8 protein-coding genes are annotated in these 20,232 nt (G+C 56.3%); 7 read left to right on the top strand and 1 reads right to left on the bottom strand.

All coding sequences use genetic code 11. The features are described 5' to 3' along the window. Positions 1–49: 49 nt before the first annotated feature. Positions 50–4,075 carry a DUF4347 domain-containing protein gene (locus tag EST62_RS02810; RefSeq protein ID WP_129050587.1) on the top strand — a complete coding sequence of 1,342 codons (4,026 nt, stop codon included), beginning with the start codon at positions 50–52 and terminating at the stop codon, positions 4,073–4,075. Positions 4,076–4,344: 269 nt separating this feature from the next. Here EST62_RS02810 and EST62_RS02805 read toward each other — a convergent pair whose 3' ends face one another. After that, positions 4,345–4,551 carry a hypothetical protein gene (locus tag EST62_RS02805; protein WP_129050586.1) on the bottom strand — a complete coding sequence of 69 codons (207 nt, stop codon included), beginning with the start codon at positions 4,549–4,551 and terminating at the stop codon, positions 4,345–4,347. A 31-nt stretch (positions 4,552–4,582) separates the two neighbouring features. Here EST62_RS02805 and EST62_RS02800 point away from each other — a divergent pair, with 31 nt between their 5' ends. The 6 genes from EST62_RS02800 (at position 4,583) to EST62_RS02775 (ending at position 20,224) form a co-directional block, all read left to right on the top strand. Next, positions 4,583–5,416 carry a hypothetical protein gene (locus EST62_RS02800; RefSeq protein ID WP_167599141.1) on the top strand — a complete coding sequence of 278 codons (834 nt, stop codon included), beginning with the start codon at positions 4,583–4,585 and terminating at the stop codon, positions 5,414–5,416. A gap of 88 nt (positions 5,417–5,504) precedes the next feature. Further along, a complete protein-coding gene (locus EST62_RS02795; RefSeq protein ID WP_129050584.1) occupies positions 5,505–9,047 on the top strand; it encodes a cadherin-like domain-containing protein in 3,543 nt (1,180 codons plus the stop codon). A 112-nt stretch (positions 9,048–9,159) separates the two neighbouring features. Further along, entirely contained in the window at positions 9,160–15,261 is a 6,102-nt protein-coding gene (locus EST62_RS02790; RefSeq protein ID WP_167599140.1) for a cadherin domain-containing protein, read from the top strand. Between the two features lie 267 nt (positions 15,262–15,528). Then, positions 15,529–17,298, top strand: a complete 1,770-nt coding sequence (locus tag EST62_RS02785; protein ID WP_129050582.1) for a type I secretion system permease/ATPase — start codon at positions 15,529–15,531, stop codon at positions 17,296–17,298. Then, positions 17,295–19,046 carry a type I secretion system permease/ATPase gene (locus EST62_RS02780; protein ID WP_129050581.1) on the top strand — a complete coding sequence of 584 codons (1,752 nt, stop codon included), beginning with the start codon at positions 17,295–17,297 and terminating at the stop codon, positions 19,044–19,046. The genes EST62_RS02785 and EST62_RS02780 overlap by 4 nt, the downstream gene beginning before the upstream one ends. Further along, positions 19,046–20,224, top strand: a complete 1,179-nt coding sequence (locus tag EST62_RS02775) for an HlyD family efflux transporter periplasmic adaptor subunit (RefSeq protein ID WP_129050580.1) — start codon at positions 19,046–19,048, stop codon at positions 20,222–20,224. Before EST62_RS02780 ends, EST62_RS02775 begins: the two co-directional genes overlap by 1 nt. The last annotated feature ends 8 nt before the right edge of the window (positions 20,225–20,232 follow it).

The raw sequence follows: 20,232 nt of genomic DNA, 5'->3' as shown, positions 1-20,232 counted from the left end.
CCTGTTTGCCCGGAAAGGGTGTTTGTGAATTTTCTCCCCCAGAATATCCATGAGTACATCATCACCCCACTTTCGTGATCTACTGATCGCCGACGCTTCCGTAACCGACATCGAACAACTGCTTGTCGCCGCCGCGCCCGGCACCGAGGTGTGGCGCGTCGATGCGGGTTCCGATGTCCGGCAGATGCTCCGGTCGGCCTTGCGCTCCGGCGTCGAGCGCCTGCATTTGCTCGGCCACGGAGCTGCCGGTTCGATAAATTTCGGTTCGCGGTCGCTCGGCCTCGACGAGTTCACCGCGCTCGCTCGCGGACGCGACGGCGGAGCGCCATCGATGCACTTCTGGTCGTGCATGACCGGCGCGGGGACAGAGGGACGCCGCTTCGTCGATGGAATCGCAAAACTGTTCAGCACGGCGGTGACGGCGTTCTCCGGGCTGGTCGGAGCGAAACAGCTCGGCGGAAGCTGGACGCCGGATGTGCTTGTCGCCTCTGATGGCGTTACGGCTCCGTTTGTCGGTACGCCAGCTTACGCGCATACGCTCGCCGAATACGAAGAGCCGTCAGGATATTTTTCGGTCGAGCTGGTTGAGGATACCAATCCCGATGACACTATAGTTGCTACTTTTTCCGTCGATTCCGACTCTGGATATGTATCCGATCTCGATGGTGACGGCGAGATCGATTTTCTCAGGGTTTTTGAAGATGGCGATGATGATCCGGACGACTATTACATCACCTGGAGTGACGACACTAACTGGACGGCGCATCGTATCGAGTACCTGCAATTTGGCGATCATGATGCAGATCACAAGCCTCACACACTCATCGTCGATGGCGGTTCCATCTCTATAGAATGGGCCGAGACCGTCGTCGATAGCGTTGTCGCCACGGCATCTTTTTCTGTCGATGGCGATGAAGCGCAACTGAGCTTTATCGACAACAACGGCGACGGGATTCCCGATCAGGTCAGGTATGAAGGCAGTGACGGTTCGGAGCTGTTCGATATTCCGGGCGCGAGCTGGCAATTCGATTCGGATAATCCGGTTTCAGCATGGGCGGTGGTCGTCGAGACCGAAGATTCGGATCGACTTTTCAGCGGTATGATGGAGTTCGATGGCGACGGCAATCCGGTCACCCTGCTGGTTCCGAAATCGGGCGAAGATGGTGATAACGTCTATTTCGATAACGACCAACTGTTTTTTGACTCCGGCGTGGACGGCGTGACGATTCCCGACACGGGTGATGCCACGATAACCCACATCACTCCCGACGGCGTGCGTGAAACTGTTGTGATACCGGTCTCGTCGCTTTCGGCAGAGGGTTCGATGCTTTCGCTTCCCCTTTCAGGCGATGATGTTGATGACGCTCATTATGAACTGAACCTCGAATGGTTCTCGATGCTCCGGATCGAAGTGCCTGACGGCCTTCTCGATGAGGGGAATATGCGGGGATGGAAGCTCGATGGGGAGAGTGGCGATAACCTCCATTTTTCAAGCTTCCATGTGAGTTCCTTCGATGGCTCGGGCGACCGTGACTGGCTTTTCGGTACGCCGGGCGAAGATTCAATGGATGCCGGAAATGATTCCGACTTCATCGAGTGGTCGGGCGGAGACGATACGGTCGATGGCGGCGAGGGGCACGATACGCTTTACCTGCCCTGGAACGAATCGGATGGCTACGTGTCAACAAGTGTCAATGGCGGCATCTATTATCTCTCTTCCTCGGTTGACGGGAAGGATCGTTACTCGGTGACAAGGCTTGATGGCGAGAACGTTCTCCTTGTCGAGCAGCTTGATGATGACGGGAATCCGGTCTCTTCCGTCCAATTCACGAATGGCGAGGTGTTGCGCGTCGCTTACAACTGGGAGCTTTCCGTCAGCAATCAGGAGATGAACGACAGCGGATATATTAACGCCTCGCCCTGGGATGACGAAATTGTGGTTTCAGTCGATGACGATGAGTTCGATGACCTGTTCCAGGTTTGGGGCAACTACGGTGACGATACCCTTCAGCTCGATTTTGGAACTGAGTATTCCGGCTTTAGCCTTCAGGACAATGGCTCGGCGTATGAGCTTTACGGAACGCCTGTTGAGGGGGGCGGCGACGCACGGATCGGTGAATTTGTCAGAACTTCACCAAATGAAATAACCGTAAGTATCGACGGCCATTCTTTCCATATCCAGGATGTTGAACATTTCCGTTTTGTTGGCGATCAGGTCTCTCTGGATTCTGATATCGATAACTTCTGGCATCTGACAACCGACACCGCCCCACCATCGCTGACCAGAGCGGTGGCCAGCGGCAACACGGTGACGCTGCACTATGACGAGACGCTCGATTCGGCATACAAGGCGGGCGCGAACTGGTTTACCGTGCAGGTCAACGGTTCCGATGTCGATGTCAATTCAATCGAGGTGAGCGGCAGCGATGTCGTGCTTTCTCTCGATTCTTCCATTCAAACGGGCGATTCGGTAAGCGTCTCCTACGCCGATCCGAGCGCCAGCAACGATGCCGATGCCATTCAGGATCTGGCCGGTAATGATGCCGGATCATTCACCGATTACGTGGCGAGTGTGGAAGATGCGGATCACCCCGCCCGGTACTACCCGATGTACTACGGCTATTATTGGAAAGGTCTGGTTTACTGGGGTGGTGACGACCATTTCCAGTTCGAGCTGTACGAAGATTACGATGATGACTTCAATACCATGTATGGCGAACTGACCTGGATCGATCAGGAGGATGGCCATGAGCGCGTCGAGACCGGAACCTTTACGGCTATTGACACGAACGATGACTGGAGTCCGGATGCATGGCAAGCGGAAATTCGCAGCGCCGATGACGTGCCGCTGATGGGCGATGACAATGATGATGGCAAGCCGGACGGCTTTTACATCGAGGAAGGCGTTGGCGTCAATCTGGTCTGGCAGTTGCGCGGTGCCGATGGCGTTGTAGCGACCTTCGAGTTCGCGGCTGATGACGTTTCCCTGAGCGGCTCGCTGCTCGATCTCGATGGCGACGGTTCGCCCGATTACGCCAGAGTGACCGAAAACGGGTTGTCAACCATGCAGCAAATAGCTTTGCTCGACACCAATGATGATGACCAGCCCGACACGCTTCAGGTCGTTGGCGCTTCGTTCTATACCGGAGCTTTAGAGTTTGATCCATATTATTACGAGCCTACCGGTATCTGGTTCGACGGCGTTGACCATGTTGAAAATGGTAACAATGCCGCGCCGGAGCTTTCGCTCGACAACGCGGAACTCACGATCTACAACCACAAGCTTGCCGGAATGGTCGCCGGAGCCGATGCGGACGCCACCGACGCCGACGGCAACCTGCTGGTATTTACGCTCGACAATCCGCCGACGGACGATTCGGACAATCCGCTCTTCGCCATCGACGCCGAAACGGGCCAGATCAGCCTGACCGAAGCGGGTGCGACCTATATCCAGTCCGCAGACTTGTCAGATACCTTCGACCTCACTGTTCGAGTCACCGACGGCGATACGACTCACGACCAGACGGCAGACCTTGTGATCAGCCTGAAAGATGAACCGGACAGCTATGATTTCGCAGTGAATGTTTACTATTGGCCATTTGCTTGGGGAATCCCGGACGTGACGGTCATGATGACCGGTGAGTCATCGAATGAAACTCCCGGTCAGTCCCTGGGTGGAGGCGAGTACGATTTCGGCGCTCTCGAAGAGGGAGAGTACACGCTGACGGCGACAAGAGCTGCCGATGCGGATGAAAACGATTTTCTGATCACGGAAGATGATGCCGAAGCCGCGTTCGAACTCGCTCTGGGCGGAACAGCGGAATCGCCGTACCAGTATCTGGCCGCCGACATCGACCGCGACGGCACGGTCGGCTTCCGCGATACGCTTGGCATTCTCAAAATGGCGCTGGGTCGAGAAGATGCTCCGGAGCCGGAGTGGGTTTTCGTACCGGAGAGCGTTAGCTACGAAGAGATGTCGAGCGATAAGACAAGCTGGCCGGTGACGCTCGGCGAGGATACGGTGATCGATATGGTGGGCGTGCTGCTGGGCAACGTTGAGCTGACCTGGTGGTGACGAACTGCTCGCACGGTACGCTTCTGTTCGGATTATGTCAATAAAAATTCAATGAAGATCACGATCCGTACAGAAGCAATGTGTGCGTTGCAGCCGGTCAGTCACTCGATGGTCTATAATGTTTACAGGTGCGGTTTGCTCTTATTGTCAAGAGCATGAAAAAAGATATTGCGTCTGTTTTTTTTAACGCAATAGAGTCGTATATTTTGCTCTTCAAAAGAAAATATTCGTAAAAAATATTACATATAATTTGTTTATTTCGTTGCGTTTCATTCTGAATTCATGGCAAAATACTTTTTCATGCTCTGCTTGCCCGTTGCCGTCAAATCTGCGCTAACAGGTTTTTTCTCCAGGTTTTTACCATTCGTCGTCGCTTCAATAGCTCTGAGTTTTTCTGACGCAGCTTTCAGCGCTTCAGGCAGACTCTTGCCTGTATGATGTATGGCTTGGATGACAAGGCTGCATGAACAAAGCATGGTTGTTCTCAGGAGGGTTCAGGTTTCCGGAATGAAGCGCAGTCTCGGCATAGCTCTTGTTCTTTGGATTTTTTGCGTAAGCCTGCTCTGCTTTCACGTCACGGCTTTGGCCGACGAGGCGCTGGCGGCGCGAAAAAGCGACCGGTATCGCTGGCATCTGCGGGCCGGAATGCAGGTGGCGCACCAGAATCCGGATTTCCTGTACACGCCGGTCGATCCTGACGAGGTGAAGGGCTGGAACAGCAATCGCGACAGACCGCTGACAGCGTTTTCGTTTGTTTCGCTGCAACGGGAGCTGACCGATGATTCGAACATCGAGCTGGCGTACATCACCGACGGTACCGATGGAAAAGTGCATGGTACCGGGCGGGTAAAATTAGGCTTTTTTTATCTCTACCCGTCTCCCCGCGATCCTCTGGAGATCGATGTAAGAACGCTGAAGCTGACCTACTCGCGTGCGCTCTGGCAGCCGGAACCATTCAGCCTGGGCGCATCGGTTTCGGTGCAGGCGATGCAGGTATCAATGAATGCCGATCTGTCGAAGTTGCTCATGTCGATGGTGGGGTACGATCATTTCGATTATCTGGTCGTGGCTCCTTCGGTCGGGGTGTTTGCCGAGTACCGGACGAAAGGCCCGCTCACGTATCGATTTTCGTCCGAGTGGATGAGCGTTCCACTCGGCGATGTCGAGGGCAAGCTGATCGAGTTTAGCGCCGTGGCCGAGTATCAATTGACCGAGCGGTTCTTTTTGGGTGCGGGGTATCGCTTTAGCGACCGGAATGTCCGTATCCACGAGGACGACCATGAAATAAAAGGCTCCTACGAGATTCACGGCTACCAGTTGTACGCCGGACTCGATTTTTAGTTCTCTTTCGATTGTGCGTCAAGAGCGCGGAAGGAGAGGCAAGTTGCTTCGACTTCCTGTGATTTCCCCAATATAAAATCCATTGATAATGAGCGTTGAGAGCACGATAGGGTTGTACGAGCTGGCCGAGACCGTTGGCAACGGGTTGGTCGATTATATCGATTACGATCTGGCTCCCGATTTCAGGGATGCATCCTGGGCCATGGCCGAAAATCTTGCGGAACTGTTCGACGAAATCAAGGCGGCCACCTCCGTCGCGCCGAGAGTGGTGACCAACATCTCATCACAGTACACCGGAGTGTATTCCCATGCCGGGGGCGATATGACTTTGTCGCTTTACGGCACGGGGGTCGATAAGCTCTTCGGCGGCAGTGACGCCGTCGGAACGGTCTATATCAACCGTATCAACTTTTCCAGAACCAGTTCCGCTTCCGACTTCGAGCTTGATCTTCAGGCCTCCGGTAATGGCGGTACTGGTGTCAAAATCGATTTCGATGCCAGTATCGATGATCCGGTAAACTTCTTTGGCGGCACCTTCGATTCGTTTGCCTTAACGACCTCTGACCTGAGCATAACTGCTGAGGGGCCGATTGATTTCTCCTACGATGGCGGCGCTCTCGTAAACGGAACGCTGTCCCATTTGACGATAGAATATCTGACAGCTCCAGCAAAGTACACCCTCTCGTTGGGCGGCGATATTCATTTCAGTCAGAATGCCGACGGCGACATTTCAATCGACGGGAGCAGCTTTACCCACTTCAGTGTTTCGGAATCGGACAATTTCTTCACCTATACCGGTGACTTCACCTATCACGGCGATCTCGATACCGGGTATGTGGCCGGTTCGCTCTACTCGCTTACCGCGCAGCTTGCCGGAGCTTCGTTTGCATATCAAGGTGACGTGCAGATTGGTCAGAACGGGCTTATCGTCGGCGGCTATGTCACCGAATTGACCATTCATGCCGAGGGTACCGACGAAGAGGAGCAGCCGTACAACGCCACCTACTCGTTCACCGGGCAGCATGTCGATATTCTCGATCTGTTCGAGGCTGATGGCAATATTCAAGACATCAACGATGATGGCGAGAAGGATGAGCTTGATCTGTATGATTTTCTGCTCAATATCGACGGCGCGACCCTGACCGGCCTGAACCTGCCGCCTGTTGCTTCTGACGATTTCGGCGCTACCGATAACAAGACGCCGCTGCATGTCGATGCGGCAGATGGCGTTCTGGCCAACGATACCGATCCGGATGGTGGTGATACGCTGGTCGTCAGCGAAGTCTGGGGATGGGACGGCGGAGTCGGATATACTTTTGCGTGGAACTATGTCTATGACCCGGAGACTCAGGATTATGTGCCTGACGGAACCATTACGATATCTGCCGATGGCTCGTATGTTTTCGATCCGGGAACGGCATTCGACTATCTGGCATCCGGCGAAACCACGACGCTCAGTATCGATTACACCATCAGCGATGGTCACGGCAACTCTTCGGAAGCGGAACTGATGATTACCGTGACCGGATCGAACCATGCGCCCACCCCCGGTGCTCCGGTGGAGTTTGAGGCAACCGAAGGCGACGGTGCTACTCCTCTGAATCTTCTCAACTGCGCGACCGATCCCGATGGTGATTTGCTCAGCGTCACCGATGCGACATACTCGGTTGATAGCGGAACGGCGAGTTCCACCGTTCCGGCAGGGCTGACGCTCAGTGGCGCGACGCTCACGGTCGATCCGGCAAACTCCGGATTCAACGATCTCGATGACGGCGACTCGAGAACCATCGAGGTCAACTACACGATTTCGGACGGCAATGGCGGCGAGGTGGCGCAGACAGCTACCATCACCATCGATGGCGTCGATGATGCGCCGACCAGCTCGAACGACAGCGTGACGATTCCCGATAACGCCGACAAGGAGCTCAGGCTCACCGATTTCGGACGCTATCGCGATGCCGAGGGCGACCCGCTGAGTTCCGTGACGATCACCGCACTGCCTGCAACCGGCACGCTGAAACTCGATGGCGTCGATCTTATCGTGGATCAGGTTATCAGCCGTTCGGATATCGAGGCAGACAAGCTGACCTACACTCCGGTTATCGGCGTGGCTTCGACAACGTTCCAGTTCAAGGTGAGCGGCGGGGGGTTGACCAGCGCTTCGGCCTATACGCTCACGGTTTATGTGGAGCAGGTCGAAGAGTTGACAGATGGTGATACCGAGGTTGGTGGCTCTACGGTCACTCTGAACGGTACGACCGTAACCGGCCAGAGTCGGTCACTTGATGCAGGTACCACCACTGGAGAGCAGTTGGCCGCTTTTGTTGAAAGCAGTGATAACGAGGAGGTCATTGAAAGTCAGGAGCTGATTCAGGAACAGATCAACCAGTATGTAAACGATCATCCCGATGCTCCGGCAGCTCACGCGCTCACGCTGACCGGCGGTGATGAAGGTGATGTGATTTCGATTGATGGTGGAGATGACGGCGATGGCGTGCTGGTGATCGACGCGAGCCAGTTGCCGCGCGGCACGGCAATCAATCTGAACAACGTCGGCTTTGCCATCATTATCGGTCCCGGCTATTATTCCGGCGGCGAGGGCAGCAACATTACCGTGGCCGATGGCGGCTCGCAGTTCATCATTCTTGGCGATGACGACGACACTACTCATGGTGGTGCAGGTAATGATAGCGTTGGCTCCCTTGGTGGGGACGATGTGCTCTATGGAGATGACGGTAACGATCTTGTTTTTGGTGGTGATGGAAATGACAGCCTGTATGGTGGTACGGGTGACGACACCATTGCTGGCGGCAGTGTGACGGTTGATTCCGGCGATGGATCGCATACAGTCGATGACGATGCGGGGAGCGACACCATCGACGGCGGTGATGGCACCGATGTTGTCGAGTTCAGTGGCAGCTATTCCGATTACCTCTACTTTTACGATCACGATACAGGGGACTGGACGGTGACAGAAAAGGTCGATGGGGAGTTTGTCGCATCATTCATCGGCGAGGTCGATACCATCAGGAATTCGGAATTTTTCCTCTTTGCCGGAGGTGACCAACATGCAGCCGAAAACCACGACTGCACGGTGGCGGTGACTTACTGGAACGGAGGAGCTGCAATCAACGGAGTGACCAGCACGATGACCGACACCGGCAACGATCAGGAATCGGCAGGCGAAGAGCTCGGTGGTGGAGAGGCAAGGTTCGACGATCTCATCGAAGGCGACTACAGCCTTGAAGCGAGCAAAGATGCAACTGCTGACGGTTCGGCAGTAAAAGTAGCCGATGCTTTGGCGGCACTGAAAATGTCTTTTGGTATTAATCCGAATGGTGGAGGGGCCATATCGTCGTACCAATACCTTGCGGCGGATGTGGATCAGAACGGCGCAGTGCAGGTCGTTGATGCTCTTACTATTCTGAAGATGTCATTTGGCATCATTCGGGAAGACGAGTGGAATTTCGTTTCGGATAGTGTTGGTGAGCAAGCGATGTCACGAAGCTCGGTTTTATGGCCGGAGGCTGAGGTTGATGTAACGCTTGATCAGGATCAGAATGTTCAGTTGGTTGGCATTCTTATGGGCGACGTTGATGGAAGCTGGGTTGCACCGGCGCTTTCGGCTTGACACTCGAAACTGTTGAGATTGGCCTGTTGCTAGAAATACATATCTGAAATATCAATTTTTATATCGGAGAATCTTTATGAATAGAAGGGCTTCAGCTTCCACGTGCGACATCATGGTAGATGAAAGGGCTTTTTCAGTTGCTTTTGAATCACGGAATCAAAAAAGGCGTGAACTTGTCATTGCCGATCCAGATATTGCCGATTCCGGTATGCTTCTTGACGACTTGAGGTCGGGAGTTGAGGTTTGGACAGCAGATTCAGCAAAAAATGTCATTGCCGTTCTCGCTGAAGCCGTCAGTGAAGGATTTGATGCTATTCATCTGCTCGCTCACGGTGCTCCGGGATCAATTTGCTTTGGATCGAGAAATTTGCGAATCGAGGATTTTCGCACTCTTGCTATCATTACAGGAGCTGGAGGAAACGCGATGCCTTCATTGCATTTCTGGTCATGCAAGACCGCGCAGGGAGAAGCTGGACGTCAGTTTGTGCAAGAGGTTTCGGAGTTGTTCGGTGTACAGGTGACGGCTTTCAGTGGTCTTGTCGGCGCTCGGAAACTTGGTGGCAACTGGGTCCCGGATGTTTGTTCGCATGAAATGCTAACGGTACCGGTTCCTTTTACGGAAGCGCTTGCCTATGCACACACTCTTGTTGCTGAAATCACCGATCCGGTTCTTGAACTTCACCCGGAGATTGTTGCTGGTAAACTGAACGTTGAAGTATGGATCAAAGGTGGAACGACGGTCAATGTCTTGAATACATCATTCCTTTACGATACCGCGGATGCAACGATCAGCAAAATTGTTCTTGCGCCTATAGCATGGAGTGCATCAGTTGCAGGTATCGTATCCGGCACAACCAATAACCTTTATTTTCTTGCAACAGCTCCGCAAAACGTTTTTTCCGGAGAGTCGGAGCCGGTCTATTTTGAAAGCGACGGTTTGTTGGTGACGCTTCAATTTACGATAGCTGCGGGAGCATCTGGAGTTTTAGTGCTTTTCGATACGGAAACTTCAGTCACAGAAACCTATACGGCAATATGGTCAAGTGATGATACTTCCGATGAAGCTGCACTTGACCTCGGTCATCTCACAGGCATCTATTACGGCCTGAACGATCCCAATCTCACGATCAACCTTGACGGAACCCCCGTCGAAGAGTCGAACGATCGTCAGACTGTTCTTGACCTGTACGATGACGGCGCTTTGCACGATGAGGCGACCTATGCCGGTTCGGTCACGGTCGATGATGGCGAAGGCGGCCAGTTCCAGGTCAACCTGTATGACGATGACGGCGGCGGAATGCCCAACAGGTATGAATTTTCCAACGGCAGCCAGTGGGGTATTATTGTCTATAACGATGACAACACCTTCACTCGCTATCAGCTTTCTGATTCTGGTGACGTGACCGATGAGCAGGAAGGGCGTCTGGCGCTTGATGGCGACGACCGGGTTGTCGGTCTCATCATGACCGAAAACTACGCCCCCAGTGGTGACGTGACCATCACCGGAGATGCGGAACAGTATGAAACGTTAACGGCTCACAACACGCTTGACGATCCGGATGGCAATGGCGAAGTCACCTATCAGTGGCAAGCTGACGGCGAAAATATTCCCGATGCGACAGGCGACACATTAGAGCTTGCTGATGAAGCGCTTGTCGGCAAAACGATCACGGTCGTTGCCAGTTATCAGGATGGCGAGGGGCTGGACGAAAGCGTTTCGAGCGACCCGACCGATCCGGTTGAAAACACCAACGACGCGCCGACCATCACCTCCGACTTGACCGCAGCTGTTGACGAAAACGCCGATCCATCGACGCTCATCTACACCGCCATCGCTACCGATCCCGATGCTGGCGACCATGTGAGCTACAGCCTCCAAGGCACCGATGCCGCATCGTTCACCATCGATCCGGATTCCGGTGACGTTACCCTGAACCAGTCGCCTGACTTCGAGGTCAAAAACGAATACGCCATCGAGGTTGTCGCGACTGATGATGGCAGTCTGACCGATACCAAAGAAGTGACGGTGAGCGTCAATGACGTTGCCGAAGCACCGACCGGCATCGGGTTGTCATCGAATACGATAGCCGAAAACACGGTGGTCGGTGGCGGCGTGCTGATCGGCACGTTGACCGTGACCGATCCGGATGCGACCGGCAACAACAACGTACTGAGCCTCGAAGGCGACGATGCAGGTGATTTCGAAATCAGGAACGGAGGTGAGTTGTACTTTGTCGGAGCCAGCCCGGATTTCGAGACAAAGGATCACTACGATGTGACGGTGAAGTCAATCGACGGCGATCTGGAGTACAGCGAAGCGTTCACGGTTAACGTGACCGACGTGAACGAAACGCCGACCGGCATCGGGTTGTCATCGAACACGATAGCCGAGAACACGGAAGTCGGAACCGGCGTTCTGATCGGCACGCTGGCAGTGACCGACCCCGATGCGACGGGCAACGACAACGTACTGAGCCTCGAAGGCGACGATGCAGGAGATTTCGAGATCAGGAACGGAGATGAGTTGTACTTTGTCGGAGCCAGCCCGGATTACGAGACAAAGGATCACTACGACGTGACGGTGAAGTCAACCGACGGCGATCTGGAGTACAGCGAAGCGTTCACAGTCAACGTGACCGACGTTGCCGAAGCGCCGACCGACATTGCACTCTCGTCGAACACGATAGCCGAGAATATTGAGGTTGGAACCGGCGTGCTGATCGGCACGCTGGCAGTGACCGATCCGGATGCGAGCGACAACAACAACGTACTGAGCCTCGAAGGCACGGATTCCGGTGATTTCGAAATCAGGAACGGCAATGAGTTGTACTATGTCGGAGCCAGTCCGGATTACGAGACCAAGGATCACTACGACGTGACGGTGAAATCGACTGACGGCGATCTGGAGTACAGCGAAGACTTCACGGTGAATGTCACGAATGTGAACGAAGCGCCGACCGGCATCGAGCTCTCCTCGAACACGATAGCCGAGAACACGGAAGTCGGAACCGGCGTTCTGATCGGCACGCTGGCAGTGACCGATTCGGATGCGAGCGACAACGACAACGAGTTGAGCCTCGAAGGTACGGATTCCGGTGATTTCGAGATCAGGAACGACAACGAGCTTTTCTTTATCGGCGACAGCCCGGATTACGAGACAAAGGATCACTACGACGTGTCGGTTAAATCGACCGACGGCGATCTGACCTACTGCGAAGACTTTACCGTAAATGTCACGGATGTGAATGAAGCGCCTTCTGCAAGCAACAGCACGGTGAACGTGACCGTCGGACGTGAAAAAACTCTCAGTGTCGCTGACTTCAACTTCAACGATCCGGATGTGGGCGACAGCCTCTTGAGCGTAAAGATTGCGATCCTGCCTGACCGGGGCGAGTTGATGCTCAATGGAGTTGACGTTAATGCGGACGAGGAAATCGACAAAGCCCGGATTGACGCGGGCGATCTGAAATATACTCCGGCGGCTGGTCAGAATGCGGATGACAATGCTGAACTGACCTTCTCTGTTTTCGATCAGGCTGGTCTTGAGAGCGGGACAGCTACTCTGACGCTCGATCTGGTTGACAACAATCCACCAACACTCACCGGTTTCGACGGAGTGGTTGCCGAAACACAGGAGGATACCCAACAGGAGATCACTTTTGCTGACCTCGCCGCGAAAGGCGATGAGGCTGATGAAGATGAGGGTGGTTCTGTTACTGCATTTGTTGTCAAGGCCGTCACTTCAGGAACCCTGCTCATTGGCGCAAATGCCGGAACGGCGACAGCGTTTGTCGCTGGCATGAACGATACCGTCGATGCCGCGCACAACGCCTACTGGACTCCTGCCGCCAATGACAACGGAGAACGGGAGGCGTTTACGGTGACGGCTCTGGATAATTACGGCGATCAGTCGACTGACCCTGTGGCGGTAACGGTCGATGTCGTTGCGGTCAACGACGCGCCGACCGGTATCGAACTCTCATCGAACACGATAGCCGAAAACACTGAGATCGGTGATGGCGTCCTGATCGGCACATTGACGGTAACCGACCCCGATGCGACAGGCAACAACAACGCGCTGAGCCTCGAAGGCACGGATTCGGGTGATTTCGAGATCAGGAACGGAGATGAGCTGTACTATATCGGAGCCAGTCCGGATTACGAGACCAAGGATCACTACGACGTGACGGTGAAATCTACTGACGGCGATCTGGAGTACAGCGAAGAGTTCACGGTGAATGTCACGAATGTCAACGAAGCGCCGACCGGTATCGGGTTGTCATCGAACACGATAGACGAGAACACGGTGGTCGGAACCGGCGTTCTGATCGGCACGCTGACAGTGACCGATCCAGATGCGAGCGGCAATGACAACGTGCTGAGCTTGGACGGCACTGATGCCGGAAATTTTGAGATCAGGGGCAACGATCTGTACTATATCGGAGCCAGTCCGAACTACGAAGCGAAAGATCACTACGATGTGACCGTGAAATCGACCGATGGCAGTCTGACATACAGCGAAGCGTTCACGGTGAATGTCACGAATGTCAACGAAGCGCCGACCGGCATCGAGCTGTCGTCGAACACGATAGACGAGAATACTGAGGTTGGTGCTGGCGTGCTGATCGGCACCTTGACGGTGACCGATTCCGATGCAACGGGCAACGACAACGAGTTGAGCCTCGAAGGCGACGATGCGGCGAGCTTCGAGATCAGGAACAGCAATGAGTTGTACTATGTCGGAGCCAGTCAGGATTTTGAAACGAAGGATCACTACGACGTGACGGTGAAGTCAACCGATGGCGACCTTGAGTACAGCGAAGACTTCACGGTGAACGTCACGGATGTGAACGAAGCGCCGACTGACCTTACGTTGTCGTTGAACACGATAGCCGAGAACACGGTGGTCAGCGATGGCGTGCTGATCGGCACGCTGACGGTGACCGATACCGACGCAACGGGCAACAACAACGTGCTGAGCCTCGAAGGTACGGATGCGGCCAGTTTCGAGATCAGGGGCAGCGACCTGTACTTTATCGGGGCCAGCCCGGATTTTGAAACGAAGGATCACTACGACGTGTCGGTTAAATCGACCGACGGTGTGCTGGAGTACAGCGAAGCGTTCACGGTGAATGTGACCGATGTTGCCGAAGCGCCGACCGACATCGATCTTTCGCATAGCACGATCACGGAAGGTACTGTGTTTGGTGGCGGCGTAAAGATCGGCACGTTGACGGTGACCGATCCCGACGCAACGAGCAACAACAACGTGCTGAGCCTCGAAGGCACTGATGTCCTCAGCTTCGAGATCAGGAACGGCAACGAGCTGTACTTTATCGGCGCGACCCCGGACTATGAAAATAAGGATCACTACGACGTGACGGTGAAATCGACCGACGGTGATCTGATCTACAGCGAATCGTTCACGGTCAATGTGAATCAGGTCTTTACCGGCGGTGACTACGATGACTCCTTTGTCGGCGGAGGCGGAGACGATACTCTGAGCGGTGGCGCTGGCAATGATACCCTCTACGGCGGTGACGGTGACGACAGCGTCGATGGCGGCGATGGTGATGATGAGATTATTGGAGGAAGCGGCAATGGTAACGATCACTATATCGGAGGTACGGACTCTGATACAATTGTCTATGGCAGCGCAAAGGCAGGGATTTATGTCAATCTTGATGCTGGTGAAGCAGGATCACTTGAATGGTTTGATACTGTTACTGATTCACTGGTGCCTGATTATTCGGATGATCCTGCTGAAATAGGTTATGATACGTTGACCGGTATCGAGAATGTCGAGGCAGGCGACTACGCTGACCGGATTATCGGTAGCAGCGATGACAACTGGCTTCAAGGAGGAGACGGTAATGACACCATTGAGGGCCTCGGTGGAAACGATAAGATCATCGGCGGTGGTGGTGACGGCGATACCGTGGTGTTCTCCGGCAGCCTGAGCGATTACGATGTCAGTTACAACAGCACTACCCAGACTTTTACCATTCAGGATATGAAGGCAGGGCGTGACGGTACCGATACCGTAAGCGAAGTTGAGCATTTTCTGTTTGGTACTGATGAATACGACGCCTATCACCTGATGAATCTCGATGCCGCCGTGGCGGCTACCGGCGGTTCGTCGGGTGGAATCAGTGCGGGCGAGATGCTGGCTGGTGTCGCCGGACTCGGGTTGCTTGCATTTATTATTTTTTAAGCATCAGCAATTATACGGTATCGTTTTTGCGGGGTCAGGAAAGGCTCCGCATAACGTTTATCGCCTTTTTATTTCGGTCAATGTTTTATGGTTTTGTGACATTGTCTCAGTATATATTGTGATCGTCTTTGATTATACGTGCATCTGTAGAGGAACTGAAATGCGCAGCAATATTCGGGTCAGGCGATCCTGTGGATTGATCGATGTACCACATGGCTGACAAGTACAAGCCTTGTGTTCATTTTTTCAAGTGTTTTTTCCCGCTCAATGGTTCAATCCGAAAAGAAATCCGAAGTTCGAGAGGCTCTTTACTCCCTCACTCCGTGGGTTATCCGGGTGTTGCTTTTCAGTATCGTTACCAACATTCTCGTTCTCACGCCGAGCGGCTATATGCTCGAAGTCTATGACCGGGTGGTCAACAGCCGCAATCACCAGACGCTGCTTATGCTGACCGTGCTGGTCGTCGGCCTCTACATCATCCTCGAAGCGCTCGAATGGGTGCGTTCGGGCATCATGCACGAAGCGGCGCGCGCTTTCGACAAGCGTTTGCGTCGGCGCGTGTTCGACACCGCGTTCGCCGCCCGCCTGAAGAATTTGCCGGTCGGCAGCGCCGCGCAGGTGGTCGCCGACCTCAAAACCATCCGCGAAACCATCGCCGCACAGGTCACGCTCTCCTTCATGGATGCGCCGCTCGCCCTGCTGGTGCTGATTATTCTTTTCCTCATGCATCCGTTGCTTGGCTGGTTCTCGGTGATCGGCGCACTGATTCAGGTGGTCATCGGCGTGTTCAACGAGCGCCGCATCAAGGAGCCGATGACGATGGCCAGCCGCGGCTCGACCGCCTCGCAGATGTACGCGGGCAGCGTCTTGCGCAACGCGCAGGTGATCCGCTCGATGGGGATGCTCGGCAACATGCGCAAGCGGTGGCTCGCAAAGCAGCGCGAGTTCATCGCCAGCCAGGCCGATGCGTCGGACACGGCGAGCGCCAACGCATCGCTCTCCAAGCTGGTGCAGTCGCTGCTCAGCTCGTCGCTGCTCGGCATCGGCTGCTGGCTGACGCTGGAAGGAAATCTGGGCGGATCGGGCATGATTGTCGGCTCGATTCTCGGCGGCAAGGTGCTCGCGCCGCTGGTGCAGATCATTGCCAACTGGCGGCAGGTCGAGGGGGCGCGTGAAGCCTTCGCGCGCCTCGACGGAATGCTGAAGGCCTTTCCCGCCGAAGAGGAGCGGATGCCATTGCCGCCGCCGAAGGGACAGCTTTCGGTTGAAGGGGTGATTGCCGGAGCGCCGGGCAGCCAGGCGCAGATTCTCAAGGGTATCGGCTTTCGCGTCGCGCCGGGCGATTCGCTGGCCGTGGTCGGCCCGTCGGCGTCGGGCAAAACCACGCTGGCCCGGCTCCTGACCGGCATCTGGTCGCCGGTGAGCGGCAAGGTGCGGCTCGACGGCAGCGACATCGCTACCTGGAACAAGGAGGAGCTGGGGCCGCACGTCGGCTACCTGCCGCAGGCGGTCGAGCTGTTCGACGGCTCCATCGCCGAAAATGTCGCCCGCTTCGGCGAGCCGGACGCCGACAAGGTGCGGGCCGCCTGTCGGATGGTGGGTCTCGAAGCGTTCATCGCCACCCTGCCGAAGGGCTACGATACGCCGGTTGGCGACGACGGGGCGTTCCTCTCCGGCGGCCAGCGGCAGCGCGTCGCGCTCGCCCGCGCAGTCTATGGAATGCCGCGCTTCGTGGTGCTCGACGAGCCGAACTCCAACCTCGACACCGACGGCGACGCAGCGCTCATCGACACGCTCCGGCAGCTCAAAGCCGCCGGAACGACGGTGATCGCCATGACGCACCGCATGAACATTCTCCAGTCCGTGGGCTACATGCTGGTGCTCATTGACGGGCAGATCAAGCAGTTCGGCCCCCGGGACCAGGTGCTCTCGGCGCTCAAAGGCGAACAGCCGCCAAAGCAGCAGACCTCGCCAAAACCGCAGCCGCAGCAACCCAGAGGTATTTCGCTCAACCCCGCGCCGGGAGGTCAGCCGTGAAGCCGAGGCCGTTTTTCGACCGGAGCGAACTGACCCGCCATTTGTGGTCGTTCCGCAAGGAGTTTCTCTGGGTGGGCTTTTTCAGCATGATCGCCAATCTGCTCATGCTGACCCCGACGCTCTACATGCTGCAACTCTACGACCGAGTGCTCAAGGGGCAGAGCGAGCTGACGCTCATCGTCGTCACGCTGCTCATGGTGTTTCTGTACGCCATCATGGTGGTGGCCGAGTGGCTGCGCTCGCGGCTGCTGGTGCGTGGCGGCGTCCGGCTGGACGAGGCGATGAACGCCATCGTCTTCAACGCCAGCTTCGAGAAAAATCTGAAGCGGGCGAACGCGAATCCCTCCGAAGCGATCGGCGACCTGACGGTGATCCGCCAGTTCCTGACCGGCAACGGCATCTTCGCCTTTTTCGACACGCCGTGGACGCCCATCTACATCGCGGTCATCTTTCTGCTCAATCCGTTCCTCGGCTGGGTCTCGGTGTTCTTCAGCATCATTCAGCTCGTTCTGGCCTGGTACAATCACAAGGCCACCGTCGATGACATCGAGCGCTCCAGCAAGGCGGGCAGCGAGAGCAACGCCTACTTTTTCAGCAAGCTGCGCAACATTGAGCCGGTACACGCCATGGGGATGACCGGCAGTTTGCGCCAGCGCTGGCTCGATCTGCACCAAGACGCTCTCGGCCAGCACGGCCACGCGCAGCACAAGCAGCACCGGCAGCAAGCCTTCTCGAAATTCGTGCGCTACACCATGCAGTCGCTCACGCTCGGCGCGGGCGCGCTGATGGTGATCGACGGCCAGATGAGCGTCGGCGGCATGATTGCGGCCAACGTGCTCATGTCCCGCGCGTTGCAGCCGCTCGACCTCTTGATCGTCGTCTGGAAGCCCTTCATCCAGGCGCGCGACGCCTTTTTCCGGCTGGAGAAGCTCTTCGACGATTTTCCGGAATCGCCGGACAAACCGTCGCGCCCCGCGCCGCAGGGCGACGTGCGCATCGACGGCCTTGTCGCCACCGCGCCGGGCAGGCCGGAGCCGATTCTCGACGGCATCGAGGCTTCGTTCGCCGCCGGAACCGTGACGGCGATTGTCGGTCCGTCGGGGTCGGGCAAATCGACGCTGGCGCGCTGCCTGGTCGGCGCGTGGCCGGAGGTATCGGGCGACGTGCTCTACGATGAGGAGCCGATACGGAGCTGGAATGGCGAGGAGTTGGGGCCGCACATCGGCTACCTGCCGCAGGACATCGAGCTGTTCGACGGCACCATTGCCGAAAACATCTCGCGCTTCGGCGACACCGATCCGGCCCGTGTGATCGAAGCCGCGCAGCGCACCGGCATTCACGAAGCGATTCTGCGCTTTCCGAACGGCTACAACTCGCCCATCGGCGAGTCGGGAGCGCTGCTCTCCGGCGGCCAGCGCCAGCGCATCGGTCTGGCGCGCGCGATGTACGGCAACCCTTCGGTGCTGGTGCTCGACGAGCCGAACTCCAATCTCGACGACGCTGGCGAAAAAGCACTCGCCCAGGCGGTCGGCCAGCTCAAGCAGTCGGGAAAAACGGTCTTTCTCATCACTCATCGCCTGAACATTCTCGGTGCGGCGGACAGGGTGCTGGCGCTCAGGGATGGCAAAATCGAACATTTCGGCCCACGCGAGGGCGTACTCGAAGTGCTCAACGCGCAGCAGGTCAAAAGGAGCGGTGGCGAGCAAGCACCGCAAAATCAGAACGGACAAGGTAAACAGAACGCATAATGAATCTTGGAGCACTCTTTCGTCGGAAAAAATCTGAACCCGAACCGGCGTCGCGCGACGGTCTGAAGCCCAGACATACCGACACGCGCAGCCCGGTGAAGATCGGCATCTGGATTCTCGTGATCGGTTTCGGCGGCTTTATGCTGTGGGCCTCGCTGGCCCCACTCGACGAGGGGGTGCCGTGCCAGGGGGTGGTGAGCATCGCCACCAAACGCAAGGTGGTGCAGCACCGCTTTGGCGGAACCGTGACCGAAGTGCTCGTGCAGGAGGGGCAGAAGGTCGGCAAGGGCGACCTCTTGATGGTGCTCGACGACCAGACCGCCAAAGCCCGCTACGCCGAGGTGCACCAGCACTATCTCGGCCTTCGCGCCACCGAGGCCCGGTTGCTCGCCGAGGAGAGCGGATCGGCGAAAATGGAGCTGCACTCCGACCTCACCTCCGATCCCGATTCGGTGCTGGTGCGGCGGCTGGTCAAAACGCAGCGGGAGCTGCTCAAATCTCGTTTGCAGATCATGAGCCTGCTTCGCCAGCAGCTCTCCGGCATGAAGCAGCTCGCCAGCGAGGGATTCGCGCCCTTGAGCCAGCAGCGAGATCTCGAAATCAAGGTCGTGCAGTTCCGCGCCGACAGCGAGGCGCAGCTCGCGCAGGTGCAGGACGAGGTCAAAGCCGACGCGGAGAAGTCGAAAGCGCTCGCGCAGGAGCTTGCCGACACCCGCGTCACCTCTCCGTCGGACGGGCAGGTGGTCGGCCTTCAGGTGCAGACCGTGGGCGCGGTGATCCAGCCGGGCCAGAAGCTGATGGACATTGTGCCTTTCGGCGAGCCGCTGCTTATTGAGGCCAAAATCGCGCCGCATCTCATCGACCGGGTGCGCTCCGGCCTGACGGTCGATCTGCATTTCACCGCCTTCGCGCACGCGCCGCAACTGGTCATTCCCGGCACCCTCGAATCGGTGTCTGGCGATTTGCTGACAGAATCGCCTTCCGGAGCGCAGCCCGCCATATCGTACTACCTCGCCCGCATCGCGGTCACGCCAGAAGGCATGAAGGAGCTTGGCCGCCGCCGGATTCAGGCCGGAATGCCGGTGCTGGCGGTGATCAAAACCGGCGAGCGCTCCATGCTGACCTACATCCTGCACCCGCTCATGCAGCGCATGGCCGCATCCATGAAGGAGGAGTGACAGGAGTG

It is taken from the genome of Chlorobaculum sp. 24CR (assembly GCF_004118635.1).
Lineage (GTDB): Bacteria > Bacteroidota > Chlorobiia > Chlorobiales > Chlorobiaceae > Chlorobaculum.
The sequence above is the reverse complement of the archived record's forward strand: the minus strand, read 5'-3'. Positions and strand labels throughout refer to the sequence as shown.

Coding starts and splice junctions, on each gene's coding strand:
- EST62_RS02810 (WP_129050587.1), top strand. CDS start 50: ATGAGTACATCATCACCCCACTTTCGTGATCTACTGATCGCCGACGCT.
- EST62_RS02805 (WP_129050586.1), bottom strand. CDS start 4,551: ATGCTTTGTTCATGCAGCCTTGTCATCCAAGCCATACATCATACAGGC.
- EST62_RS02800 (WP_167599141.1), top strand. CDS start 4,583: ATGAAGCGCAGTCTCGGCATAGCTCTTGTTCTTTGGATTTTTTGCGTA.
- EST62_RS02795 (WP_129050584.1), top strand. CDS start 5,505: ATGAGCGTTGAGAGCACGATAGGGTTGTACGAGCTGGCCGAGACCGTT.
- EST62_RS02790 (WP_167599140.1), top strand. CDS start 9,160: ATGGTAGATGAAAGGGCTTTTTCAGTTGCTTTTGAATCACGGAATCAA.
- EST62_RS02785 (WP_129050582.1), top strand. CDS start 15,529: ATGGTTCAATCCGAAAAGAAATCCGAAGTTCGAGAGGCTCTTTACTCC.
- EST62_RS02775 (WP_129050580.1), top strand. CDS start 19,046: ATGAATCTTGGAGCACTCTTTCGTCGGAAAAAATCTGAACCCGAACCG.